This window comes from Paramicrobacterium agarici, assembly GCF_002563955.1.
GTDB classification, from domain to species: Bacteria; Actinomycetota; Actinomycetes; order Actinomycetales; family Microbacteriaceae; genus Paramicrobacterium; species Paramicrobacterium agarici.
This window is the reverse complement of the sequence record NZ_PDJE01000001.1, coordinates 443,125-468,561: the sequence shown is the minus strand read 5'-3', so window position 1 is coordinate 468,561 and position 25,437 is coordinate 443,125. Positions and strand designations below refer to the sequence as shown.

Genomic DNA, 25,437 nt, shown 5'->3' with positions numbered 1-25,437 from the left:
AGTCACTACTCCCAGGTGGCGCTGTCGGGATCGACGCCGTGCTCGCGGGCGTTCGCGTCAATGACGTCGCGCAGCCACACGGCGAGGCCGGGCGCAATGGTGTCGAAGTGGGCGCGAAAGTCCGGGTCACTGGCGCACCGCCGCCCAATGCACACGTGCATCGAGACGCTGCAGTCGAAGTACCGGCTCATCGACCGCCTGTGCGCCTCGGCGAGCTCGTTTGCTTCGCTCATGCCTGCCCGTACGCCGCGGCGCATCGCGTCGGCGAGCATGGTGTCGAGCCGGCGCGTCTGCTCGGCGATCTCCTCCCAATCGCGCGTGTCACGATTCGCCGCGCGCTCGGCGTACTGCGCCCACTGCTCGGTGTCGCCCCAGGTATCGCGGGCCTGCTTCGTCCACGCAGGATCCCACGTCTCGCCGAAGATACGCAGCTGCTCATCGGCCGAGAGCAGGATTCCCTCGTCAACGGCACCGATCATGCGATCGAGCGCACGTTGCATGCTCTGCAGGTCGGCGATGCGCTGCTCCAGCTGGTCGCGCTGGGCGCGAAGCGTGGCCGCCGACAGTGTCGCGTCAGAGTTGAGGACCTCGCGAATGCTCTCGAGGGGCAGCCCGAGCTCGCGGTAGATCAGCACGCGGTGCACGCGCGCGAGATCTCGAGGGCCGTACTGCCGGTACCCCGCGCTCGACCGTGCGCTTGGAGTCACGAGGCCGATGTCGTCCCAGTGGTGCAGAGTGCGTACGGTTACTCCCGTGCGGTGTGCCACGGCACCCACGGTGAGGCCGCTCACGGCGGCCTCGTCACGGGAGTGTGTGCTCACAGCATCCAGTCTTACGCCTCCTCGTCGGCGTCGGGAACCCCGTACCCGGCCTCGCGCAGGGCCTGGGCTTCGTCGCTGCGCGGGTCGACGCCTCTCGCGGCGGTGATGATCACGCGCGTGTTCTCGGGGGTTCGCACCTCGAGGTCGACCGTGGGCCACGGCATGGCGCGGGGTCCGGTCGTACAGCCGGGAACGAGCTTCTCGCAGGCGTCGGCGATCGCGTCGAGCTCGCTGAGCACGCACGAGAAGCTTACGGTCATGGCCGGCTCACCATCCGCGGGTTCTCCCGCCACGAGCAGTGCGTCTTGAAAGGCCCACCGCCGCATGTGCGACATGACGCCCGGCGTCATGAAGAGATCGATGAAGCCGAGTCCTCGGGTCCAGAAATCGACGGATGCTGCCAGGTCAGCCGTCGGAATCGTCACGAACATGGGCATGCCGTAGATGCCGCGGTAGAGGTCAGGCGGCGTCGCGTCCGGCCCCGGCGGCGGGACAGGGCTGATCTCGAATGCGTTGTAGAACGGTGCGTCGTCGGTTGTGTGTGTCATGCCGACAATCGTGAAGCCTGACGTCGCGTGAGGGTCAAGCGACTCTTCTCACGTCGAGACCGAAAGGCTCTGCACCGAAAGGATCCGGCCTTGTCGTCGTGTGTGCCCGTCTGGCATAACATGATCGGATGTCGATCGATCGAAGCCGCATCCGGGTGAAGGCCATGCTCATTGCGCCAAATGCTGAGGGCACCGCGCACGCGGTAAGTCTCAATGCGCCGACGGCAGAGAATCCGAGCGGATTCCATCGGCTCATCGGGGGCAGCGTCGAGTTCGGTGAATCGCACAGGGCAGCTGTCGAACGAGAGGTGAGCGAAGAGCTCTCAGCGTCGATCCGCGACCTGCGGTATCTCGGCGTGGTGGAGAATATCTTCAAGATCGACGGTGTGTGCGGTCACGAGATTGTCTTCGTATACACCGGGCGTTTTGACCCCGAACCGGCGGCCACCGGCGCGACGCTCACCGAGAGCGATGGATCGATCGTTCCGGTCGTGTGGCGCTCGTTCGACGACAGCTCTGAGCAGGTGCCGATCTACCCCGACGAGGTAATGGGTCTGCTCGCCGGGTCGACGGGATAAGCCGAAGGTTGCATGGCGCCGAATATCCCCCTTAAGGCGGATAGATCGAGCAGCTCGTTCTGAGTTATGCTCATACGCTCGCCAATTTTCGGCAGGCGAAAAAGCAACGTCAGGACTAGACTCTCGTGGCCCTCCTCCGCCTTTCACTTCACTATGCCCGGCCGTATTGGCCGTGGATCATCGGCGTCGTCGTGCTTCAACTCGCATCGACGATCGCGACGCTGTACCTGCCCAGCCTCAATGCCCGCATCATCGACGAGGGCATCGCCAAGGGTGATACCGAGTTCATCTGGAACACCGGGATGGTGATGCTCGCCGTCTGCTTCGCGCAGATCATCGCTGCCATCTCGGCGATCTACTGTGGCGCCCGCGTCGGCATGGCCGTCGGGCGTGACCTGAGGCGCGCCGTCTACCGCAAGGTCGACAAGCTGTCAGCACTCGAGGTGGGCCGCTTCGGCACCGCAACTCTGATCACGCGCAACACCAACGACGTGCAGCAGGTGCAGATGCTCGTGCTTATGACGCTCAACTTCATGGTGTCCACGCCCATCATGTGCATCGGTGGCATCATCATGGCGCTGCGCGAAGACGTCGGACTCTCGTGGCTCGTGTGGGTCTCCGTTCCGGTGCTCTTCGTCATCGTCGGCATCCTCGTGAAGCTCCTGCTCCCGCTCTTCCGCGAAATGCAGGACCGCATCGACACCATCAACGGCGTGCTGCGTGAGCAGATCGTCGGGATCCGCGTCATCCGTGCCTTCGTGCGCGAGCCGCACGAGACGGCCCGCTACCGCACCGCGAACGAGCAGATCACTCGAGTGTCCGTGCGCGTCGGCAACATCTTCGTGCTGATGTTCCCCGTCATCATGATGGTGCTGCACCTCGCAACAGCCGCCGTGCTGTGGTTCGGCGGGCACCGCGTCGACGACGGCGCCATGGAAGTCGGATCGCTCACCGCGTTTCTGCAGTACCTTCTGCAGATTCTCGTCGCCGTCATGATGGGCGTGTTCATGGTCATGATGATCCCGCGCGCCGTTGTATGTGCCGAGCGCATCGACGACGTGCTGCGCGAGAACGATCATCTGCCGCCGACCGAGCAGAAGCTGCCAACGCCCGAGACCGGGCGCGTCGTCTTCGACCACGTCACGTTCGGCTACCCCGGTGCCGAGCGCCCCGTTCTCGACGACGTCAGCTTCACGGCAGAACCCGGAAAGACGACCGCGATCGTCGGCTCCACGGGAGCGGGCAAGACGACGCTCGTCAATCTCATTCCCAATCTGTACGACGTGCAGTCGGGAAGCATCACAATCGACGGTTCGTCGGTCGCCGAGCTGACGCGTGCCCAGCGCGCGAGTGTGATCGGCCTTGTGCCGCAGAAGCCCTACCTGTTCGCGGGTACCATCGCCTCGAACCTGCGATTCGGAAGACCGGACGCGACGGACGACGAACTGTGGGAGGCGCTGCGCATTGCGCAGGCCGACGACTTCGTCGCCGCGAAGCCCAAGGGCCTCGACGACCCCGTCTCTCAGGGCGGCACGAACGTCTCAGGCGGACAGCGTCAGCGCCTCTGCATCGCCCGCGCCCTTGTCGCCCAGCCGAAGGTGTTTCTGTTCGACGATTCGTTCTCGGCCCTCGACGTCTCCACTGACGCCCGACTGCGCGAAGCGCTCGCCGAGTCGATCACAGATGCTGCCGTGATCGTCGTTGCGCAACGCGTGTCGACCATTCGCGAGGCCGACGAGATCATCGTTCTCGACACGGGGGTCATCGTCGGGCGAGGAACGCACGATGAGCTTCTGGAATCGAACGAGACGTATCAAGAGATCGTCGAATCGCAGCTCAGCGTGGAAGGAGTGCGCTGATGGCGCGCCGAGAGAAGAAGAACGCCGCTTCCACAGCATCCGGAATCGCCGAGGCTGAAGCCGCGAAGACTGACGACGAGCTGCTGGAGTACACGCCAGTTCAGGGCGACAGTGACATGTTCGGCGACGCTCCCGCCAAGAAGGCCCAGCACTTCTGGCCGTCGACGAAGCGCCTGATCGGCCTGCTCAAGCCTGAGCGCGCCGGCATGATCCTCGTCGTGCTGCTCGTGGTGGGGTCTGTCGTGCTCACGGTGATCGCGCCCAAGGTGCTCGGCGCGGCGATGGACGTGATCTTCAACGGCATCATCGGCGCTCAGCTGCCCGAGGGCGTTCCCCTCGAGACGATCATCGCGCAGGCCGAAGCTGCGGGGCAGGGCGACTACGCTCAGATGCTCGCGACGGCCGACGTCGTGCCCGGGCAGGGCATCGACTTCGTCGAACTGAGCCGCCTCATCTTCATCGTGCTCGGCATGTACATCGTCGCCTCGATTCTCATGTGGGCACAGGGCTTCATTCTGAACGCCCTCGTCATGCGTGTTGTCTACCGGCTGCGTGAAGATATCGAGGTCAAGCTCAACCGCCTGCCGCTCAGCTACTTCGACACGCGTCAGCGCGGAGACCTGATGTCGCGCGTCACGAACGACGTCGACAACGTGCAGGCGTCTCTGCAACAGGCGTTCTCGCAGCTCGTGCAGTCGGCGCTCACGATCATCGGCATCGCGGCCATGATGTTCATCGTCTCGTGGCAGCTTGCGCTTCTCGCGCTCATTGCGCTGCCGCTCTCGGGCATCATCGCCGGAGTGATCGGCGTGCGCTCGCAGAAGCTCTTCACGGCACAGTGGAAGAACACGGGCAATCTCAACGGTCACATCGAAGAGACGTACTCGGGCCTCGAGCTTGTGCGCGCGTTCGGCCGTGATGACGAGATGCTGCGCGAGTTCGACGACCGCAACGAGAAGCTCTTCACAGCATCCTTTGGCGCCCAGTTCGTGTCCGGCATGATCATGCCGGCCATGCAATTCGTCTCGTATCTCTCGTACGTGCTCATCGCCGTCGCGGGTGGACTGCGGGTCGCCTCGGGGCAGATGACGCTCGGCGACGCCACGGCGTTCATCCAGTACTCGCGCGAGTTCTCGCAGCCGATCAGCGAGATGGCCGGCGTCGCCAACATGGTGCAGTCGGGAGTCGCTTCGGCCGAGCGCACGTTCGAGCTGCTCGACGCCGACGAGCAGGAGCCCGACGACGTGCGCGCCGAGTTGCCCGCGAAGACCGACGGACACGTCACGTTCGAGAATGTCACGTTCAGCTACAACCCCGACTCGTCGCTCATCGACGACGTCTCGTTCGACGTGCAGCCGGGCGAGACCGTCGCGATCGTCGGCCCGACCGGTGCCGGAAAGACAACGCTCGTCAACCTCGTGATGCGTTTCTACGAGATCACGGGCGGTCGCATTCTGCTCGACGGCATCGACACGCGTGCACTCTCGCGGGCGCAGCTGCGCGCGCAAGTCGGCATGGTGCTTCAGGATACCTGGCTGTTCGAGGGCACCATCCGTGACAACATCCGCTATGGCCGCCTTGATGCGACAGACGATGAGGTCGTGGATGCCGCGACGGCGACGATGGTTGATCGCTTCGTTCGCCAGCTTCCCGACGGATACGACACCGTGGTGGATGCCGAGGGCGGCAGTGTCTCGGCCGGTGAACGGCAGCTCATCACGATCGCCCGTGCGTTCCTCGCGAACCCGTCGCTGCTCATTCTCGACGAGGCGACGAGCTCGGTCGACACGCGAACCGAACTGCTGGTGCAGAAGGCCATGGCGGCGCTGCGCACCGACCGCACCTCGTTCGTCATCGCGCACAGGCTGTCGACCATTCGCGACGCGCACACCATCCTCGTGATGGAGCACGGCGCAATAGTCGAGCAGGGAACCCACGACGAACTGCTCGAGCGGCGCGGTGCGTACTACGACCTCTACATGACGCAGTTCCGGGGCGAAGACCGCGAGGAGCAGTTCGAGACGGAGGAGCTGCTCGAGGTCGCTGCGGAGGCACCGCTCACGCAAGAGGTCCCGGCCGTGACGGGCGCTGTGCCGACGGCCGGGACCTCAACCGAGTGAGGGGACGCAGCTAGATCAGGCGGCGGCCCTCACGGCGTGCTTCCTTCCACTCGCGAAAGAACGCGCTGGCAATGAAGTAGAGGGTTCCGGCGACGATGAGCGGCCAGATCAGAACATAAAGGGTGAGCAGAATGATGTTCATGGTTTCTCCTTAGCGCCGCGCCGTGTCGGCGGACTGGCCGTCTGAATCGTCGACGGGGTCTGTGGTGGGTGCGACCGTCTCGATCACACTGTCGCTCGGGTCGTTGGTGTCGAAGTCGCCCGTGCGCTTCTTGATGAGGTCGAAATCGAAGTTCATCGAACTGCGGAACGACATCGCCGTGCAAACGATCGTGCTGACGGCGTACGCCACGAGCGAGCCCGACAGCACGGCGTAATCGTGCAGGAACCCGATGGCGAAAGGGGCGGATGCTGCGATCGCGACGATCGCCACGATCAAAGCCACGCGCTTTCCGAAGAACCCGAAGGCCATGAGTCCGAGCACGATGCCGATGCCGATCACCGAGAGAACATCGAAGAAGATGCCCGTGAAGCCATCCATCGAGATCCACGAGAAGCGCACCGGAATGAACACCGCGAGGGCGGCGAGCACCGACACCGTGAAGGCGAGGTTCGTGACCTTCTTCCAGTAGAAGCTTGCGATGACGGGGAACACGAGCGCACCCCAGAGTGCTCCCACGAAGACGAGCAGGTCGAGAATGTTCATCTGACCGCTCGCGAAGAAGAGCGCGGCACCGGTGGCGATGATCATGGTCACGCGGCCGACGAGAAGCATCGTCTTAGGGTTCGCCTTGTCCTTGCCCGCGATGTTCTGACCGTACACGTCGGCCATCATGATCGATGACAGCGCTGCGAGGTCGGAGTCGGCCGTCGATGCGAGCGAGCCGATGATCATGATGAAGAACAGGCACAGCATGACCGGCCCGAGGAAGCTCGCGGCGATCTGCGGGACGAGGTTGTTCGGGTCGCCGTCGAGAGGCTCGATGCCCAGATACAGGGCCATGACGCCCAGCATCCCGATTCCGATGATGGTGGCGCCGTACCCGACGGTTGCCGTCACGAAGGTCTTCTTGATGAGGTCTTCGCGCACGGCGAAGAGGCGCTGCGCGATGGTCTGGTTGCCGATGGCGTACGCGAGAACGGCGGCAATGTAGGGGGCGCCCTGGTTGAGGAAGGCGTCAGACGAGAAGAAGTTGCCCTGCTGCGGTGTGAGGTTCTGAGCGCCCTCGACGAACATGGTCGGACCGCCGGCGAGGAAGAACACCGCCGGAATGATGATCACGACAGCACCGAGCATCGCGAGAACCTGCGCGAAGTCCGTGAGCACCGAGGCACGGAAACCCGACCAGAGCGTGTACAGCAGTACACCTGCGGCGATGATCAGGATGCCCTGGCCGAACGTGAACGGCGAGAGCATGTCGATGAGCGCGCCACCCGCGATGAAGTTCGACGTGAGGCTGATCAAGCTGCCGAGCACGTTGGAGCCGGCGAGCATGAGCTGGCTCGAGCGGCCATGACGCGCGTGCATGACTTCGGCCATGGTGTGTGCACGGGGAGCGACGGCGCGAATACGCCGGCCGAAGGGGTAGATCAAAAGGATCATGAGCGCGCCCCAGAGCCCGTAGTGGATCGGGCCCGAGATGCCGTAGGTGTACCCCGACGTGGCGGACGCATACATGGACGACGCCCAGATCCACGTGGCGGTCATGGATGCTGCGGAGATGCCGAAGCCGATCTTGTTTCCGGCCGTCATGTACCCGTCAGCGTTCTCCTTCTTGCGGCTGATCGTGACCGACATCACGAGAGTGCCGCCGAAGAACAGAATGAGAAGACCGATCGTGAGCGGTCCTCCCAGTTGAGTCAGATCAGATGCGTCCACGTGCGATGTCGTCCCTTCCTCGGCGGCGCCGGCCCGCGCTGAATTCTGAGCGTGCCTGTTCGCAGGCAGCATCGTTCATCCGTCTCTGACGGTGTTCGCGATCCGGCATCGCAAACAGGCGTGACCTGGCGAATACGACTCAGGTCTCGCTGCGCGGTTCAGCAGACGAGCTCGCGACACCCGGGTGGTGGGAGCAGTGCGTTGCGAACACTGGCGCACAGCAACCATAGCAAACCTGAAAATCGGTTCCTAATCAGCAGTGACTTCCATGGATTTACAGAATTCCGATAGTGTTGTGTGTTGCGCGGCAGGCGTTATGAAGCCATGCACCCCCGGCATCGTCAGTTCTCGTCCCTCGCCGCGCGTCCCACACACCACGAGACTTGCGTCGACTTTTGCGTGGATGACACTCGTTCGAGGGCCCGAAACCTGGGGATCCTCTGGCATAGTGGAAACATCCTCACATTGGCGTGAGGTGCAAAACCCGAGGAGCAACATGTCGGATCAAGTGTTCCAGACAATCGCCATCGTTCTCTATTTCGCGGGGATGCTGACCATCGGTTGGTTCGCGTATAGAAAAACGAAGAACAACCTCGACGAGTACATGCTCGCCGGTCGCGGATTGAAACCGGGAGTCGCGGCGCTCAGCGCCGGCGCCTCCGATATGTCGGGATGGCTGCTCATGGGCCTTCCCGGCGCCATCTACATTTCGGGACTCGTTGAAGCCTGGATCGCGATCGGACTGACGATCGGCGCCTGGCTCAACTGGAAGTTCGTGGCCCCGCGCTTGCGCGCCTACACAGAGGTCGCGGGAAACTCCATCACGATCCCGAGCTTCCTTGAGCACCGTCTGCGTGACAGATCGCGCGCACTGCGCATCGTGTGCGGCATCATCATTCTCGTCTTCTTCACGTTCTACGTGTCGAGCGGCATGGTCGCAGCGGGCAAGTTCTTCGAGTCCAGCTTCGGCGTCAACTACGTCTGGGGCATGCTGCTCGTCGCCGTGATCACCATGATCTACACGCTCTTCGGCGGCTTCCTTGGTGCAACCCTCACCGACGTCGCCCAGGGTATTCTCATGCTGGCCGCGCTCATCGCGGTGCCGATCGTCGCCGTGATCAACGCGGGCGGACCGGCCACGGTCGTCAACACGATCAACGAGGTCGACCCAAACCTGCTCAGCCTCGTCTCGGGCGGCACGGCACTCGGTATCATCTCTGCCGCGGCGTGGGGACTCGGGTACTTCGGTCAGCCGCACATTATCGTGCGCTTCATGGCACTGAAGACTCCGCAAGACGCGAAGGCTGGCCGGCGCATCGGCATCGGCTGGATGATCCTCACGGTTCTCGGCTCGATCGCCACTGCGCTCATCGGAATCTCGTACTTCACCAACACCGGCGGTTCACCGACGGATGCGGAATCGGGCGAGACGGTCTTCCTCGACCTCGCGCAGATTCTATTCCACCCGTTCATCGCGGGTCTGGTGCTCGCTGCCGTCCTTGCTGCGATCATGTCGACGATCTCGTCGCAACTGGTCGTGACGTCGTCCGCGCTCGTCGAGGACCTGTACAAGATGATCGCCGAGAAGACCGGTGGTGTCGACCGCATCTCCGAGAAGACGTACGTGACCCTCGGTCGCCTCGGTGTTCTCGTCGTTGCGATCATCGCGGTCCTTCTCGCTCTCAACCCGTCCCAGAGCATCCTCGACCTCGTCGGATTTGCGTGGGCAGGGTTCGGCTCCGCCTTCGGGCCGATCATTCTGCTCGCGCTGTTCTGGAAGAAGCTCAGCAACTGGGGCGCGCTGTGCGGCCTCATCGCGGGTGCCGTCGTCGCGTACGTGTGGGGTCAGTTCGGTGCCGACATCTTCGGAGCCGAATCGTTCGTGGCGCAGACGTACGAGATCATTCCGGGCTTCATCGCGAACCTTGTGGTCGCGGTGGTCGTGAGCCTGTTCACGTACCGAGAGAACGAGGCGGTCACGCAGGAGTTCAGCCGTACCGCTGAGATCTCGATGCCCAACTACAAGGCGCCAGCAGAAACGGCGCCAACCGAGAGCTGACGCGAATCAGCATGACGGATGCTGCGGGGCAGGAGCTTCTCCTGCCCCGCAGCTCTGTCGTCACAGTGCGAAGAGTCCCGCAGGAATCGAGGCGAGCACGAGCACAGCGCCGCCGAGCATCGACGGGCCGAATGGCACAGTGGTGTGACGATTCGCCTTGCGCGCAGCGAGGAGCGCAAGGCCGACGAGGGCACCGATCACGAAGCCAGCTGCGGCACCGACGACAAGCGGCATCCAGCCCTGATACGCGAGAAAGACACCGGCGACGACCGAGAGCTTGACGTCACCCATGCCGATGCCGCTCGGTGAGACGAGCGCGAGTACGAGGTACGCGACGAAGAGCGCTGCGCCTCCGGCGACGGCTCGCCCGAGCGACAGCCATGCGTCTTCTGCAGCTGCTGTCGCCGCGAGCAGCGCGAGGCTGATCCCGGCGGTGGGGAGCACGAGCACGTTGGGCAAGAGCTTCAGCCGGGCATCGATCAGCGATAACTGAACGCCCGCGATCGCGAAGAACCCGTATGCGACAGCACCGGCAGGGTTAGTGCCGAGCGGTGCGAGCGCGACGGCAGCTGCCCCGGTGATTGCGCCGGCGAGAACGTCTGAGCCCAACGAGGGCGTCGGCGCGGTGGCTAGGCGCGGAAGGCGGCGCCACAGCATCCGGTGACCGAAGAAACCGGCGACGAGCGCTATGGCACCGATCACGCCGGGCTGAACCCAGTCAGCCATTGACGACGTTGATGACAGTCGGTCCGAGCACGGCAATGAAGAGCACTGGGAGAATGAACAACATGAGCGGGAAGAGTACCTTGACGGGGATCTTCATCGCCTTCTCTTCGGCGCGTTGACGTCGTTTGACTCGCATCTCCTTCGCTTGCGTGCGCAGAACGCTGGTGATCGAGATCCCGTAGGCATCCGCCTGAACAACGGCGCGTACGAAGGCTCGGAGGTCGGGAACGTTCGTGCGCTCAACCATGGCCTGGTAAGCCTCGCGTCTCGAGAGACCGACGCGCATGTCCTGCAGCGTGCGCACGAGCTCTTCGGCGAGCGGCCCCGAACCGTTCTGGCCCGCCCGAGACATCGCCGCCTCGAACCCGAGGCCGGCTTCAACGGCAATGAGCATCTGGTCGAGCGTATCGGGAAGGGCAAGCTCAATAGCGGCCTGGCGTTCGATGCCGCGACTGTGGAGCAGAAGGTCGGGTACGAAGTAGGAGGTGATGACGACGGCGATGACGAGAAGCACGACGAGCCCACCCGGTGATCCGCCGAGCAGCAGAAGGCCAAGCGTGAGAGCTGTGGCCGCGAGCAGGGGTTTCGCAACGAGGATGCGCTCTAGCGGCCACGCCGACGGGTGCCCTGCGAGAGCGACGAGCTTCTCGAGCTTGACGCGATTCGCGGGCAGCACGAGCCGGCGGGCCAGCTGTCCGAGGACGCTTGGCTCGGCACGCTCGTCGACGTCGGCCGAGTCCCCGTCGAAGCCAGCAGCGAGGTTCGCTCGAATGGCGCGGCGAGAGCGAGATTCTGCGGGCGCGAGCGAGCCGACGACAGCCGCGAGGCAGGCAGCGATCAGGAAGATCGGAAGTGCGATCATCATCTGCACGGCATCTCCTCGGCGGCTCGGGTGACCGCGCGTTCGCGTACATTGGTTGTCATCATCAGAATTTAAAGCTCACGACCTTCTTCATCCAGACGCCGCCGATGATGAGCATGACCGCTGAGACGCCGATGAGCCCGAACCCCAGCGGGGTCTCGACGAATCGCGCGACATACGACGGGCTCGTGAGCGACAGGATGCCGACAACGACGAACGGCAGCGCCATGAGGATGTACGCGGAGAACTTGCCCTCGGCGCTCAGCGCCGCGACTTGTCGTCGAATCTGATTACGCTGGCGAATTGTCTCCGCCACCTCGTCAAGGACACCGGCGAGGTCGCCACCGACTTCCCTGTGGATCGCGATCGCCTGTCCGATCCAGCTGAAGTCGTCGCTGCGCATGCGCTGGGCCGCCTGATCGAGGGCATCGTCGAGGTCGCGACCGAGCCGGGTCTCGTTGACGATGCGAGCGAACTCCTCATTCGTCGGGGACTCGGCCTCGCGCGATATCGCGTCCACAGCGCGCAGAAGGCTGTGCCCCGCCTTCAGTCCGCCCGACAGCAGCTGAAGCGTGTCTTCGAGCTGGGCGGCGAACGCGGCACGGCGCTTCGACTGGCGAATATTGACAAGAGCGACAGCGAACGCGGGGGAGGCAGCCGCGAAGAGCAGCCCGAGCCCGAGACCCGCGATCAGATATCCGACCAGGAGCGCAACGACCGAGCCGGAGATCACGAACACGAGGAACTCGGCGGGCGAGATCTTCATGCCCGCTTGCTCGAGGGATGCTGCGAGGGGCTGTGTCCATCCTCGGCGCGACAGGAGGTCCGAGAGGAAGTCTGTCGTCGCCCCGCTCGTGCGGCTCAGTGTCGTCTGCTTCTCTGCGTCGCTGGGGCGACGGCGTTCAAGCGGCAGCCGCGAGGTCGAACGGAAGACTCCGAACAGCACAACGAGTGCAGCAGCATAGAGGAGGACAAGCGCAACGGTGAGCATCAGAACCGCCCTCCGGCGTCGAAAACGCGTGGAGAGACGGGGATGCCGAGTTCGCTGAATCGGTCGATGAAGCGAGGACGAACACCCGTCGGCACTGCTTTGCCGAGGAATCGTCCGGCCGCATCCATACCGGCGGAGTAGTCGAACACGAACGCGTCTTGAAGCGTGACGATGTCGCCTTCCATTCCCTGCACCTCAGTGACGTGGGTCACGCGCCTGCTGCCGTCGCGCAGACGAGTGAGCTGCACGACCACATCGACGGCCGACGCGATCTGCTCGCGAATCGCCCGAAGAGGAAGATCCATACCTGCCATCAGCACGAGGGTCTCAAGGCGCGCGATCGCGTCTCGTGGCGAGTTCGCGTGCACGGTCGACAGCGACCCGTCGTGGCCGGTGTTCATCGCCTGAAGCATGTCGAGTGCCTCTCCACCGCGGACCTCGCCGACGACGATGCGGTCGGGGCGCATACGCAGAGAGTTCTTGAGGAGGTCGCGGATCGCGATCTCGCCCTTGCCCTCGATATTCGCAGGACGACTCTCGAGACGCACGACGTGATCCTGCTGAAGCTGCAGCTCAACAGCATCCTCAATGGTGATTATGCGCTCACCGCGGGGAATGAACGACGAGAGAACGTTCAGAAGAGTCGTCTTGCCGGTCCCCGTGCCGCCGGACACGATGACGTTGAGGTGGGCTTTCACGCACGCTTCGAGGAGCTCGGACATCTCGGGCGACAGCGACCCGAAGCCGATGAGGTCGTCGACCGTGAGGGGGTCGGCGGCGAATTTTCGGATGGTCAGCGAGGAGCCATTGACCGCGAGAGGGGGAATCACGGCGTTCACGCGCGAACCGTCTTCGAGGCGCGCGTCGACAAGCGGTGACGACTCGTCGATACGGCGGCCTACGCGCGAGACGATCTTCTCGATCACGCGGCGCAGCTGGTCTTCGGAGCGGAAGCGGGAGGAGGTGAGGGTGAGCTGACCTGCTCGTTCGACGTAGATCTGGTCAGGACCGTTGACCATGATCTCGCTCAGGGACGGATCGTCGAGGAGCGGTTGAAGTGGGCCGTAGCCGAGAACGTCGTCGCTGATCTGCTGAATGAGCCGCTGTCGCTCGGGTGCGCTGAGCGGTACCTGCTCGGCCTCGACGATCTCGGTGAGAACGTCACGCGCAAAGATGAGCAGGTCGGCTTCGCCGAGATTGGGGTCGGCGAGGCGCGTACCTAGTCGCTCGAACAACGTTGCGCCGACGCGGGCTTTCAGGTCGAGGAGCGCGTCGACCGCCGGAGTCGCGTCTGCCTTGTCTGGTTCGGCGACAACGATCGACGGCGTCTCTCGAATCGGTACGGGTGCATCGGCCGTCGCCCCGGCGAGTCGCTCGGACAGGTTCACTTCACAACCTCCAGGCCGTGGCGGCCACGTCGCGACTCGGCCGCGCGTGCGGGATCGAATCGGGCAGCAAGACGGTCGAGCGACTTCGCCGCGCGGCCGCGCTTGGTCTTCTGCAGCAGCGGTTCGCCGGTGTTCGTCGACAGAGCCACCTCGCGCGAGCGCGGAACGACGATGTCAACGCGTGTTCCGAGCGTTGCTTCGACATCGCGAAGCGACAGGCCGTTCTTCGGGTCACCCATGTTGAGTACGACGTGGCGCTGTGCCGCCAGGCCGAGCTGTGCGGCGACGTCGAGTTCCTTGCGAAGACCGCGTACGCTCGGCACGTCCATGGAGCACGTGAAGATGCCGTCGGTCGCGGCTTCTAGCGCGGCAAGCGCACGTTCACCGAGACCGGGCGCGGTGTCGACCACAACGTACTCGAACTCGCTTGCCAGCTGATCGAGAAGGTGGGCCACGTCCTCACCGGTGACGCTGTCGGCGTCTGCGGGCGAGGACGGTGCGCACAGCGCGTAGATCGAGCTGGGGTGGACACTGAGGAACGTCTTGAGAACCATAGAGTCTTGCTTGGCAGCGCCGGAAACCGCATCGACAAGCGTGTGCTCGGGCTCGAGCCGCAGTGCGCTCGCGACATCACCGAATTGAGCATCGAGATCGACGAGAACCGTCGACATCGGAGCGACTCGTCCCAGGGCGAGTGCGAGGTTCGTCGCGAGAGTCGTTTTGCCCACTCCACCCTTCGACGATGCGACAACGAGGATGCGGCCTGACGATGTGGCGCCGTGCGGAGCCGGGGTTTTTACGCGGTTCGCCGATGCACGGCTCGCCCGTTCGACGAGCACCCGGATCTCGTCGGGGTTCGCCGCGGGATCGAGAATATCGCGGATTCCCGCGCGCATCGCGGCGATCGCTGTTTCGGGGGTCGCGTCCGCGACGAGCACAACGCTGATATCCGGTCGCTGTACGTCGATGATCGACGCCATTCTGAACGCCTCGTCTTGCGCGACGCTCGGGCCGAGCAGTAGAACTTCGACCGGCTCAGCATCCGACACGGCAAGAATCTCGAGTGGTGAATCAGGAATCGCGGAGCCGAGGGCGCGAAGCGATCCCGACAGTCCACCTGCGATCGCTGCTCGAACGCGGTGCTCGAACGCCGTGTCTTCGGTGAGAAGAACAAACCGGCTCATGAGAAGCTCTCCTGTCGCGCGCCGTCTGTCTTAGCGGTCGGACCGTCTGCCGGCTGGCGCGACAACCAGATCGATCCGTACTGAGCGGCGTAGATGATCTTCTCGGCATCAGCGGCGGGCCGTGCAAGCGTCACGAGAACAGCTCCGCTTGGCGCGGCTTCACCGTCTTGCACCGGGGCGCCCTGAACGTTCGTCACGAGCACCTTCTGAAACTCAAGCTGCGTCGAGGCAGGTCCGGCAGCGGTATCGCCGAAGGAGATATAGATCCCAACGGTGTCGCCTGCCTTGACCTGTCCGCCGACCATGCGATCGGGGGTCAACTGCACGGAGACCTCATCGAAACCCTCAGGCACGGGAACGGATGACGACGACTGAAGTTCGGACGGGTCGACGAGCCGCGATCCCAGAAGCTGCTCGCCAGGGACCAGATCAACAGCGGTTACGGTGTGGGCAAACGCCGCGAGGTCGGACACGGCGTCCGCCGGGACGGCTGACACGGGGAGAGACTGGATACTCACGGACGTTTCAAGCTCCGCGGAAGGTGTTCCTGCGGGAACTGCCTTGGTCACGACGAAGACGTCGCGGAGCTTTGCGCCTTCGAAGGCTCGTCGATCTGCATCTTGCACGTACGACGAGATGGCGATTGTGCCGACTATGGCGAGAACGAGGGCGACGATCGCGCTGATGATGCGAATCTTCATGTGAGGTCCTATTTTGTGAGTCGCACGACTGAGGCTCCGAGGTCCGGGCCTCCCATCGTGAATCGGTCGTCGAATGACACGAACCTGACGAACTTGCCGATGAGTCCCTTGCACGACCCGGTGCACGTCGCGCCCGGATAGTACTGGTTGTGGTAGCTCGTGACGGAGCCTGAGAAGTTCCAACCGAGTACCGTGAAGGCGGCCCAGCCCGTGATGCGGTACGAGCCTCCGCCTGTGCCACTGATGTCGCCGTAAACGGGGAGGAGAATCGTCTTGTCGGCGAGCCCGGGGAGCACTGTTGCGCACGCCGATGAGATGCTCACTCCAGAGTCACCCGCCATCGGCGCGTTCTTGGAGATGCTGACATCTGCGCTGCACGTGTTTGTCGGGTCAGCGAGCCAACCGAATCCTCCGGGAAGCAGTTGGCCAGACGGGCTCGTGCTCGAGCACGATGTGCCGCCCGAGTCACCGTGGATGCTGAGTACCTGAATGGCGCCGTCTAAGCGGAAGACGCACGGTGCGAAGGCGAGGGGGAGGTCGGCACGGCCACTGGCAGGACTGCCCCAGGATGCTGTCGCGGATGCCGACAGGTCGGGATCCGCGATTCCGAGCAATGGTGCAAAGGTCAGTGCCAGAGGGCCAGCGCCGGTGGCGGCATCCTCGGTCGCTGTCGTGACGCTGACGGTTCCTGCTCGGGGAAAATCAACGGAGGAGACCGCCGAGGCCCCGTCGTTCGCGTTCGCGTCGGCGTAGCGCTGAGCGATCGAGCTCGCATTGCCGCACGTGCCGTCCGCGCAATCTCCAGCGACCGCGAGAGCTGCAGCGTCGGCACCGTTCTGCAGTTGAGCGCGCTCGGCGTACATGGCGCCGACGTCGATGGCGAGGGCGGTGGCGGCGAGCAGCGCGACCATGATGACGGCGACGATGACGGCGACGCCGCCCTGTTCGTCGCGAAGCCGAGCGGCGTTCAGCCTCCGCATCGCATTGCCGCCTTACCTGTCATTGAAAAACCTGGTCCGAAGAAGCCGGTGTAGTAGGTGTACGGATAGGTGATCGTCACCGTCACCGTTTGTCCGGGCGGGCACGATGACATGACGCCTCCGGAGGAATTCGTGATGGCGATCTGTGATGACGAGATCTGGGGAGAGAAGCCCGGAGCCGACGCTCGCACGGATTGGCGGGCGGCTGCGGGGTCTGCGGTGACGGACATCGTACGTGCTCCGTCGCGAGCTGCTGCTGTGACGCTCACTTGAGCGCTGTAGGCGGAGCCGAACTCGAGGATGCCGAGAAGGAGGGCGATCAAGATGGGCACGACCAGCGCGAATTCGACTGCGGCTGACCCGCGCTCGGATCGCAGATCGATCATCGTGTTCCCTTCTTCTCGGCATCCGGCGGAACATGGCGTCGTCACGATTGCCGACGCACTGTTCCGGAGGTGTTACGCGGCAGGCGCGTTGACGTTCGCCGTCTTGACGCCGTTGAGAACCGTCTCGAAGAGGTCCTGAAGCTGCGGTCCAAGAAGGATGAGCGTGCCCACGATCGCGACGGCGATAAGGCCGACGAGAAGGCCGTACTCGACGGCGGTGGCGCCGGACTCTTCACGAGAGAGGCGGCCCTTGACGCTCGAAACGAACGACTGAAGTGTGACGAAAAGAGACAGCATTTGGTGTTTTTCCTATTCAGCAAGTGGAACTGGGAAGCGCCAACTAGCTCGGCGCCAAAAAGAAAGTACCACAAACAAAACAGCAGGGCAACTAACTTGCCAAACAAGCGAAACTAGGGCAAAGTAAATCGAGGTTTAGGACGAACATCGGGCTAGACTGTCTTCAATTACAGTTTTTGGGGGTCGGGAAAGTGACTACGCTCATGAGCGCACCGGCAGATGAATCACCGGACGATGTGCGAGCTGTGACGCTCGCCTTGCGACACCTCGTGAAAAGCGGTGAGGAGTTCCGCCTCGCCCGCGCCCTTCAGTTGCACCTCGGCCGAAACGACCTCGCCGCGCTCACAGCACTCTGCGAAGAAGAGCCGCTCACGCCGCGCGACCTCGCACGCCGCATGGAGATGACGTCGGGGACGATCACTCCGCTGCTTGATCGTGTCGAACGTGCGGGATATGTCACACGCAACAGCAATCCCGACGACCGTAGAAGCCTGCTGATCGCCCTCACAGAAGCCGGTCGTCAGGCAGTTGAGTGGGTGAATGAGGAGTTCGATACCGCGATCAACGACGTCATCGCCACGATGTCGAAGTCGGGCACGGAAGAACTCGCCTCAACTCTTGAGCATCTGAGTGTTGCGCTGGAAGAGCGCATCGCGGAGCCGGCAGTAGCGGTTCCTCCCGCTGTGGATCCGTCTTCAGGTCCGCACGCGGTCTAGCCATTCGTCGTCATCACTGAGCAACACAAGGAGACCGACTGGCGCAGGTCACGCGCACGGCGCGTCGACGGCAGCTAGGCTCGGCTTGTGAGCTCCCCTGATGCCCATCGACGGCACCGATTCCTCCGGACCCAGATACTGCTCGGGGCCAGCGCGTTCATCGTCGCGGTCGCGATCGCATTCACGGCGAGTCCTGTCCCATCAACGATGATTCTGCGAGGGGTCTTCGATGCCGGCTCGCGGTCGATCGTCGCCGAGATGGAGCGCAACCAGCCCGAGCTCAACATCGAGTCAGAGCGCGATATCGCCTATGCCGAGGGAAGCGACGACACGCGCCTCGACGTGTTTCGCCCCGCGAACGCTGACGAGCCCCTTCCCGCTGTCGTCTGGATTCACGGTGGGGCGTGGGTATCGGGGGACAAGGGCAACGTTGCTCCGTATCTCGAAATGATCGCCAATGAGGGATATGCCGCGATCGGACTTGGCTACACGCTCGGCCCCGAGGCCACGTACCCCACCGCATTCGAGCAGCTCAACACTGCCTTGGGTTACATCAACGAGCACGCGAAGGAGCTCGGAGTTGATCCCGAGCGCATCGTGCTCGCCGGAGACTCGGCGGGCTCTCAGCTCGCCAGTCAGCTCGCGGTTCTGGTGACCAACCCGCACTACGCGCACTTCACAGGGATCGAGCCCCAGATCACCGCGAGCCAGCTCGAAGCAGTGATCCTGCACTGCGGCGTCTACGACCTCGACGCGATGGCCGACCTCACCGGTCTTGATGCCTGGGGACTCAAAACGTCCTTGTGGGCCTATACCGGAACGAAGCGATGGTCCGAGCTCGCCGCGGGATCGCTGATGTCGACGAAGGAGTGGGTGACCGAGGACTTTCCCGACACCTTCATCTCCGGAGGCAACGGGGACGGGCTCACCTGGATCCAGTCATTGCCGATGTCTCAGACTCTGCGCGATGAGGGAGTTTCGGTGACAGAGCTCTTCTACGAGGCAGACCATGAACCGGCACTTCCGCACGAATACCAATTTCATCTTGACCTCGCCGACGCCAGAATGGCCTTCGACAAGACACTCGACTTTCTCGACCGAGTAACGTGATGCAGACGTTCGTTCTCGACGCTCTGAACGCGCGGCCGAACCGCGCTGCGCTGCGCCAGTTTCGCCAGGCCGCCCGCGCGGCGGGTGTACCGAGCAGAGACGCCGCTGCTCCAAGTTTTCGCGGCGGATGCACGGCGCTTCTCATGGTGCCGTTCGCGCTCCTCGTCGTCGGCTTTGCGGTCGTCGGATTCGTCATCGACGGGTTCTCGGGGCCCGTGATCTTCGTGAGCGTCATCGCACTGCTCATGGTGCTCGGCTCCGTGTTGGTCGTCGCCCGCATCCGCCCTCCCCGCATCGGCAGACGGTTATGGCGTGAACGCTTCGTGCTTGCGCGTCTCGCCGAGCAGAACAACAGCACGTACACGGCAACGGCGAACGCGCAGCCCGGAACACCTGGCCTGCTTCTCAGAATGAGCGACCGCGTGTATGACGTGGTTACAACACGCTCCGCGCCCCGCGTCTCGATCGGAAACCTCGCTTACAGGCAAGACACGGGCAGAGGTGGCGCGATCGATCATCGCTGGGGATTCATCTCGGTGCAGCTCGAGCGCCGCTTTCCCCACACCATCCTCGATTCGAGGTCGAACAACGGGTTGAACGGGCAGGTCTTTCCCAACCCTTATCGGAGCGGTGCCGTCCAGCTCGAGGGCGACTTCCCCCAGCACTTCACCCTGTACTGCCCCGCGGGATACGACGCCGACATCCGCTATCTGCTCACTCCCGATCTCATGGGAGACCTGATCGACTCCGGATCGGGCTTCGACGTCGAGATCGTCGACGACCGCATCATCTTCTACAAGCCGCTCGGCCTCGCGCTTGCAGACGAGCGTGAGTGGGCAGTGATCAATCGGATGCTGTCGCGCGTCGCGGCGGACATGGCACGCCGGGCCGGGCGGTACTCAGACGACCGCACTCTCGATGGAAGAGTGGCGCCGCAGGGCGTGCGGATGCAGCGGGTCAACGTGCTTCCGTGGATGATCGGCGCGGCAGTGGTGCTCATGGGAGGCTTCGCGCTTGCGATGGTGCTTCAGTGATGCGCGTGGACGAGATCACCGCGAAGCTGCGCCGTGCGGGCAGCGTCTTCGCCGAAGACGAGGCGGCGATCTTTCTCGAGGCAGCGCAGACCCCGGCCGAACTCGCGAGCATGATCGAGCGTCGCGTTGCCGGAGAAGCGCCCGAGCACGTTGTGGGCTGGGCTGAGTTCTGCGGCGTGCGCGTTGTCGTCGCACCAGGAGTCTTCATTCCACGCCAGCGCACGGTCGCGCTCGTCGAGCAAGCCGTGGCGCTCTGTCGTACGGGCAGCGTCGTCGTTGACATGTGCTGCGGTTCGGGCGCTCTGGGTCGCGTGATCGCGGAGCGCGTGCCGGGTGTGACCCTGCACGCGGCTGACGTTGAGCCGCTCGCCGTCGCGTGCGCGCGCGAGAACCTCGCAGGTCTCGGGAACGTGTCCGAGGGGGACCTCGTGGATGCTCTGCCAGCGCAGCTTCACGGACGCATTGACGTCATGGTCGCCAACGTTCCGTACGTTCCGCACGACAAACTGCGTCTTATGCCGGCGGAAGCGCGCGAGCAGGAGCCCGAGATCACGCACGATGGCGGTAGTGACGGCCTCGACGTGTATCGGCGACTCGTCAGCGCAGCCTCCGACTGGCTCGCGCCGGGCGGCAGCATCCTGAGTGAAATCAGTGACGAGCAAACGGATGCTGCGCTCGCTGCCCTCGCCTCGGCGAACCTGCGCGCACGAACGGAGTACGACGACGAGCGCGAGACGACGGTCGTGATCGGCACGCGCCCGACTCAGCAGACGAGCTGAACCGCGAAAGCGATACGTCCCGTCCTACCACCGGTTGTGCACGTCTTCGGCCCAGCCCTCAATGCCGCGGAACTCGGTCGCCGCGCCGTCGGCGTCGCGAAACCACCCCGAGTACGTTCCGAAGCACTGATCTGTGTGCGACTGCAGCACGCCGAGGTTGGTGCGCGTGCCCTTGTCGTAGAACGGCTCGAACGTGAGGTCGATGTCGTCACCCGTGATGCGCCACGGCTCGAGGTAGTTCTGGGTGTCGTACTGCCACCGCAGCTCCTGGCTGATCTTGTGCAGCTTCCCGTCGAGCACGAACGCGTTCTCGGTGGACCCGGATCCGACCGTCCACTGCCCGCCGATCTGAATGCCGATGGTGTGCCCGTCGCACTCGCCCGAGCCGGCGCCCCAGTTCCAGCGCACGTCGTACGGCCATCGACCTCGCCCGTGATCGAGCACGGCCCAGGAGCGTCCGGCGGGCACGTCGTACTCGACGTCGTCAATGCAGAGGGTTCCGGATGCTGGACGAGCGACGTCCTTCACCGTGTACTGAAACCGCGTGTCGCTCCAAGGGACCACGACGCCGAGGCACTCGTGTCCTGGCGGAACTGCCGCGGTCACGTCGAAGCGCACGCGCGGTGCCCGGGCGCGCAGCCGCGTGCCCGCGGCATCCATGCCCCTGCCCTCGGGCAGACCACCCGCAGCGCCCCCTGCCTCGGTGTCGACGATCTCGATGCTCATGTCGCGTGTGCTCGCGCTCGCCGGTCCGTCGCCGAGGCTGCGGGGCAGCACGGTGTCGCGCGCGAGCGGAACGGTTGCTCCGTGCCCGATGGACTCCTGCGTCTCGCGGTCGAACACCCAGACTTCGTGCACGCCGGCGTAGTCGATCGATGACACGGTCGCCGCCATAATGTGCGTGGGTGTCATGACGCACCAGTACTCCCACCGCTTGTTGCGGCCCCACGAACGACGGCCGTCGATACCGCTCGTGTCGAGAAGCGGGCGGCGCATCCACCCGACGGCGTCGCGATTGAGGCGGCCCCGCTCGTCTATGAGCGGCGTAGGCGTCGTGATCTCGCGCTCAGCGTTCCCGTTGGTGGGGGTCACAGTGTTCTCCGTTCGTCGTGTGTCCCTGGCCGTTGTCGATGAGTGCTGTTCACGGAGCCGCAGCGCAGCATTCAGCGACCATCGCCTGGCGTTAGGGGTACCTCAGCTGCGCGTTGACGCGGCGCACGGTCTCGGCGGGGATCTTCACGACGCGCCGGTCGTACGTCACCATGCCGTTCACCTCGTCTTCGACGTCGCTCAGCTGGGTGTACACGGATGCTGCGAGGCCGCGCTCGACGGCTGGGACGATCTGCTGCTCGTGCAGTGCCGCGAACGCCGCCTCGAGTTCGGCAGCGGTCTTGTACTTGCGATAGCCGAACTCGCGATCGTTCCAGCAGTGTCCCTCGACGCGGTGACTGTAGCCGCCGTACTCGGTGAGCGCGAGTGCCCGACGCCCGTCACGCCACGAGTCCTTCACGCGGAACGCGCGAAAGTACACGTGCAGGCTCTTCAGGTCTCCGCCGCCCTGATCGTGCCAGCCGCTCGCGTGGTCGACGGGCCGCGTGTCGTCGAGCTCGCGCAGCTCACGTTCGATCTGCAGGGCGTCGAACTGCCCCCAGGCTTCGTTGAACGGCACCCACAGCGCGAGGCTTGTGACGTTGCGCAGATGGTCGACGGTGGCACGCAACTCGTCTCTGAAGCTGGCGCGTCCCGCAGCATCCGCTCGCCCGAACGCGCGGTAACGGTGGTCGCTCACGGGGCCGGTGCCTACGGCGGGAACCGAGATGACCAGCGGGTTGTACGTTGTTCCGCCGTTGACCATGTCTTGCCACACGAGCATGCCGAGGCGGTCGCAGTGGTAGTACCAGCGCAGCGGCTCGATCTTGATGTGCTTGCGCAGCATGGTGAATCCGAGGTCTTTGGCGAGCCGCACGTCGTACTCGAGGGCGGCGTCGCTCGGCGCCGTGAGCCAGCCGTCCGACCAATAGCCCTGGTCGAGCAGTCCCGTGTGAAAGTACGGGCGGCCGTTCAGCAGCAGCCGCGGTGTGCCGTGTTCGTCTGGGCCGATGCCGAACGAGCGGATGCCGACGTAGCTTGAGATGCTGTCGTCGCCGAGCGTCACATCGATGTCGTACAGAAACGGGTCATCGGGTGACCACGCACGTACCTCGTGACCGGCGTCAAATACGACGCGTGTCGTGACGTTGGGGGTGACGGATGCTGTCGCGACGACGTTACGGCCCGCGCGAATCGTCACTGTGGCGACGTCACCGGACTCCGCGTTGTCGCTGCGCACGAGCACGTCGACGCCGCGTTCGGCAAGGCGCGGCGTCAGCTCAAGCGCGTCGACGGCGACGCACGGCAGCACCTCGAGCCACACCGTCTGCCAGATTCCTGACTGCGGCGAATACCAGATGCCGCCGCGCTTGCGCGCCTGCTTGCCGCGCGACAGCCACGACGTGTCGGTCACGTCGCGCACCGCGACGACGATCTCGTGCTCGGCGTCGTTTCCGCGTTCCGCCAGCGCGCCGGTGATGTCGAGGGCGAACGGCAGAAAGCCGCCCGTGTGACCGCCGACGCGCACCCCATTGACCGCGACCTCGCACGTCTGGTCGACAGCGCCGAAGTGCAGCAGAACGCGCTCGCCAGCACGGTCAGGCGGCAGCGTGAACGTGCGGCGGTACCAGAGCACCTCGTCCGGCTGCAGCATCCGCTCCACCTGCGACAGCGGTGTCTCGGGCGAGAACGGAACGACGATGTCGCCGTCCCACATGCTCGGGGGCGCGCTCGGGTCGGGGACCGAAAGGGGGCCGGATGCTGTCGCGGCATCCTGTGTCGTCGACCGCAGCGGGGTGAACGCGTGCTGCCACTGACCGTTGAGGTTGAGGTAGCTGTCGCGAACGAGCTGCGGTCTCGGGTACTCGGGCAGCGGGTTGTCGGCGTCGAGGTTCTCGCCCCATGGGGTGAGCCATTTCATGCATGCACCTTTTCGATCTCGCTCTCGCGGCGCTTCAGCAGCGCCACCGGAATCACGACGAATGCGGCGACGACGGCCGCGGCAATGAAGATCCACGGGGTCGGAACCTGCTTGACGACGCCGAGGTCGATGTACGTCTCGTTGGCGCCGGTGATGACGGCGGCGCCGATGAACGGCCCGGCGACCATGGGAATGAGCACCGCCGAGATCATGCGGAGTCCCTGCACCATGCCCACGCGGTCGGCGGGCGTGTGGTCGCGAACGGTCGCCGAGGTCGCTGCGACGGTGACCATGAAGCCGCCCATCATGAGGGTGCCGAACACAATGATCGGCACCATCTCGCGCACGAAGAACATACCGATGAGCCCGATGACCATCAGGGCCGTCGCCGGGACGATCGCGCGACGCTTTCCGACGCGGTCGATGACGCGGCCGCCGAGCACGCTGATCACGGCGGCGAGTGTGAGCACACTGCCCAGAATGAGCGCGTAGCCGTCGATGCGCAGGTAGCGCTGCAAGTAGATGATGAGGTACGGAATGAAAATCTGCGTCGACGTGCCGATGATCGCCCACGCCACCAGCGTGAGGTAGAGGCGCGGGTTCGCGCGGATCGTGCTCGGGCGCAGACCGTGCAGGGTCGAGGCGAGGTACCCGTCGCCGGTCGTCTGGATGCTGTCGGAATCACGTACCAGAACGAGCACGAGTACGCCGACCACCGCCGTGAGCAGCCCGATGATGCCGAAGAAGAGCTTCCACTCGCCGGCTTGCGTGAGCGGATCGAGTGCGCCGAAGATCAGCAGCATCGCCATGAGCGGCATGATCGCGAGCACGCCGTCGACGCGGCCGCGGTTGGCGGGAACCGTCGACTCGGTGACCCAGGCGTTGAATGCGGCGTCGTTCGCGCCGGAGCCGAAAAACGACATCATGCAGTCGAGAAGCACGATCGCGACGATCGCCATCACGACCGCGTTGGCTGCGGGCTGAGCGCCCGGCGCAGCATCCGGTTGAACGAATCCGAAGGCCGCAGTCGAGAGTCCCCAGAGCATGTAGCCGAACGCGATGAAAGGGCGCCTGCGGCGGGCACGGTCGGATGCTGCGCCGATGACCATTGTCGCGATCGTCGCCGTGATGGCGCTCAATGCGACGAGCGTGGCGAGCACGTTCGAGTCGTCGGTGATCGTGTCGTAGACGAACACGTTGAGGTACATGTTCTCGACGGTCCAGGCGAGCTGGCCGACGAGGCCGACGACAACGAGGGCTGTCCAGGTACGGCCACCGAGCGCGGGCGGCTTCTGGCTCGACGGGGGAGTGCGCGGGGTGGCGCGAGAAGGCGTGGGCATCGACATCCTTGACGATTCGGGTACTTTGAATCGTAGCCCGACCCATTGCATCGTGGTAATCGCGTTGAT

Annotated in this window: 24 protein-coding genes; 8 read left to right on the top strand and 16 right to left on the bottom strand. The window is 64.3% G+C overall.

What is annotated here, in order from left to right; translation table 11 throughout:
• Positions 1-5 precede the first annotated feature (5 nt).
• Positions 6-821 (bottom strand): MerR family transcriptional regulator, encoded by an 816-nt coding sequence (locus ATJ78_RS02340; protein WP_098406131.1) that lies wholly within the window; start codon positions 819-821, stop codon positions 6-8.
• Between the two features lie 11 nt (positions 822-832).
• Entirely contained in the window at positions 833-1,369 is a 537-nt protein-coding gene (locus tag ATJ78_RS02335) for a VOC family protein (RefSeq protein WP_098406130.1), read from the bottom strand.
• 128 nt (positions 1,370-1,497) lie between these two features.
• On the opposite strand from ATJ78_RS02335, the gene ATJ78_RS02330 reads away from it, so the two are divergent.
• The 3 genes from ATJ78_RS02330 to ATJ78_RS02320 all read left to right on the top strand — a co-directional run bounded on the left by ATJ78_RS02330 (position 1,498) and on the right by ATJ78_RS02320 (position 5,926).
• Entirely contained in the window at positions 1,498-1,947 is a 450-nt protein-coding gene (locus ATJ78_RS02330; protein ID WP_211288414.1) for an NUDIX hydrolase, read from the top strand.
• A 125-nt stretch (positions 1,948-2,072) separates the two neighbouring features.
• On the top strand, positions 2,073-3,806 hold the full coding sequence (locus tag ATJ78_RS02325) for an ABC transporter ATP-binding protein (protein WP_098406129.1): 1,734 nt from the start codon (positions 2,073-2,075) through the stop codon (positions 3,804-3,806).
• Positions 3,806-5,926 carry an ABC transporter ATP-binding protein gene (locus tag ATJ78_RS02320; protein ID WP_098406128.1) on the top strand — a complete coding sequence of 707 codons (2,121 nt, stop codon included), beginning with the start codon at positions 3,806-3,808 and terminating at the stop codon, positions 5,924-5,926. Before ATJ78_RS02325 ends, ATJ78_RS02320 begins: the two co-directional genes overlap by 1 nt.
• A gap of 10 nt (positions 5,927-5,936) precedes the next feature.
• Here ATJ78_RS02320 and ATJ78_RS15995 read toward each other — a convergent pair whose 3' ends face one another.
• Positions 5,937-6,068 (bottom strand): putative transporter small subunit, encoded by a 132-nt coding sequence (locus ATJ78_RS15995; RefSeq protein ID WP_211288413.1) that lies wholly within the window; start codon positions 6,066-6,068, stop codon positions 5,937-5,939.
• A 9-nt stretch (positions 6,069-6,077) separates the two neighbouring features.
• Positions 6,078-7,724 (bottom strand): sodium:solute symporter family protein, encoded by a 1,647-nt coding sequence (locus ATJ78_RS02315; protein WP_245836368.1) that lies wholly within the window; start codon positions 7,722-7,724, stop codon positions 6,078-6,080.
• Positions 7,725-8,301: 577 nt separating this feature from the next.
• Here ATJ78_RS02315 and putP point away from each other — a divergent pair.
• Positions 8,302-9,864, top strand: a complete 1,563-nt coding sequence (putP, locus tag ATJ78_RS02310; RefSeq protein WP_098406126.1) for a sodium/proline symporter PutP — start codon at positions 8,302-8,304, stop codon at positions 9,862-9,864.
• Between the two features lie 60 nt (positions 9,865-9,924).
• Here the strand turns inward: putP and ATJ78_RS02305 are convergent, their stop codons facing one another.
• From ATJ78_RS02305 to ATJ78_RS02265, 9 genes are all read right to left on the bottom strand, one after another.
• Entirely contained in the window at positions 9,925-10,590 is a 666-nt protein-coding gene (locus ATJ78_RS02305) for a prepilin peptidase (RefSeq protein WP_098406125.1), read from the bottom strand.
• Entirely contained in the window at positions 10,583-11,461 is an 879-nt protein-coding gene (locus ATJ78_RS02300; protein WP_434061479.1) for a type II secretion system F family protein, read from the bottom strand. The genes ATJ78_RS02305 and ATJ78_RS02300 overlap by 8 nt, the downstream gene beginning before the upstream one ends.
• A 55-nt stretch (positions 11,462-11,516) precedes the next feature.
• Positions 11,517-12,443, bottom strand: a complete 927-nt coding sequence (locus ATJ78_RS02295; RefSeq protein ID WP_098406123.1) for a type II secretion system F family protein — start codon at positions 12,441-12,443, stop codon at positions 11,517-11,519.
• Positions 12,443-13,831, bottom strand: a complete 1,389-nt coding sequence (locus ATJ78_RS02290; protein ID WP_098406122.1) for a TadA family conjugal transfer-associated ATPase — start codon at positions 13,829-13,831, stop codon at positions 12,443-12,445. The genes ATJ78_RS02295 and ATJ78_RS02290 overlap by 1 nt, the downstream gene beginning before the upstream one ends.
• The gene (locus tag ATJ78_RS02285; protein ID WP_098406121.1) at positions 13,828-15,015 is read right to left on the bottom strand and encodes a CpaE/TadZ family protein; all 1,188 of its coding nucleotides are present in this window, start codon (positions 15,013-15,015) and stop codon (positions 13,828-13,830) included. The genes ATJ78_RS02290 and ATJ78_RS02285 overlap by 4 nt, the downstream gene beginning before the upstream one ends.
• A complete protein-coding gene (cpaB, locus tag ATJ78_RS02280) occupies positions 15,012-15,716 on the bottom strand; it encodes a Flp pilus assembly protein CpaB (protein ID WP_098406120.1) in 705 nt (234 codons plus the stop codon). The genes ATJ78_RS02285 and cpaB overlap by 4 nt, the downstream gene beginning before the upstream one ends.
• 8 nt (positions 15,717-15,724) lie before the next feature.
• Positions 15,725-16,696 (bottom strand): pilus assembly protein TadG-related protein, encoded by a 972-nt coding sequence (locus ATJ78_RS02275; RefSeq protein WP_098406119.1) that lies wholly within the window; start codon positions 16,694-16,696, stop codon positions 15,725-15,727.
• On the bottom strand, positions 16,684-17,082 hold the full coding sequence (locus tag ATJ78_RS02270) for a TadE/TadG family type IV pilus assembly protein (protein WP_098406118.1): 399 nt from the start codon (positions 17,080-17,082) through the stop codon (positions 16,684-16,686). Before ATJ78_RS02270 ends, ATJ78_RS02275 begins: the two co-directional genes overlap by 13 nt.
• Before the next feature lie 72 nt (positions 17,083-17,154).
• A complete protein-coding gene (locus ATJ78_RS02265) occupies positions 17,155-17,379 on the bottom strand; it encodes a Flp family type IVb pilin (RefSeq protein ID WP_098406117.1) in 225 nt (74 codons plus the stop codon).
• Between the two features lie 203 nt (positions 17,380-17,582).
• Here ATJ78_RS02265 and ATJ78_RS02260 point away from each other — a divergent pair, with 203 nt between their 5' ends.
• From ATJ78_RS02260 to ATJ78_RS02245, 4 genes are all read left to right on the top strand, one after another.
• Entirely contained in the window at positions 17,583-18,095 is a 513-nt protein-coding gene (locus tag ATJ78_RS02260; protein ID WP_098406116.1) for a MarR family winged helix-turn-helix transcriptional regulator, read from the top strand.
• Between the two features lie 87 nt (positions 18,096-18,182).
• The gene (locus tag ATJ78_RS02255) at positions 18,183-19,205 is read left to right on the top strand and encodes an alpha/beta hydrolase (RefSeq protein WP_245836171.1); all 1,023 of its coding nucleotides are present in this window, start codon (positions 18,183-18,185) and stop codon (positions 19,203-19,205) included.
• Positions 19,202-20,239 carry a hypothetical protein gene (locus ATJ78_RS02250; RefSeq protein ID WP_143741361.1) on the top strand — a complete coding sequence of 346 codons (1,038 nt, stop codon included), beginning with the start codon at positions 19,202-19,204 and terminating at the stop codon, positions 20,237-20,239. Before ATJ78_RS02255 ends, ATJ78_RS02250 begins: the two co-directional genes overlap by 4 nt.
• On the top strand, positions 20,239-21,018 hold the full coding sequence (locus ATJ78_RS02245) for a putative protein N(5)-glutamine methyltransferase (RefSeq protein ID WP_098406113.1): 780 nt from the start codon (positions 20,239-20,241) through the stop codon (positions 21,016-21,018). The genes ATJ78_RS02250 and ATJ78_RS02245 overlap by 1 nt, the downstream gene beginning before the upstream one ends.
• Positions 21,019-21,042: 24 nt before the next feature.
• Here the strand turns inward: ATJ78_RS02245 and ATJ78_RS02240 are convergent, their stop codons facing one another.
• The 3 genes from ATJ78_RS02240 to ATJ78_RS02230 form a co-directional block, all read right to left on the bottom strand.
• Positions 21,043-22,110 (bottom strand): DUF2804 domain-containing protein, encoded by a 1,068-nt coding sequence (locus tag ATJ78_RS02240; protein ID WP_245836170.1) that lies wholly within the window; start codon positions 22,108-22,110, stop codon positions 21,043-21,045.
• 91 nt (positions 22,111-22,201) lie between these two features.
• Positions 22,202-24,028, bottom strand: a complete 1,827-nt coding sequence (locus ATJ78_RS02235) for a glycoside hydrolase family 2 protein (RefSeq protein WP_098406112.1) — start codon at positions 24,026-24,028, stop codon at positions 22,202-22,204.
• The gene (locus ATJ78_RS02230; RefSeq protein ID WP_098409159.1) at positions 24,025-25,368 is read right to left on the bottom strand and encodes an MFS transporter; all 1,344 of its coding nucleotides are present in this window, start codon (positions 25,366-25,368) and stop codon (positions 24,025-24,027) included. Before ATJ78_RS02230 ends, ATJ78_RS02235 begins: the two co-directional genes overlap by 4 nt.
• Between the last annotated feature and the right edge of the window lie 69 nt (positions 25,369-25,437).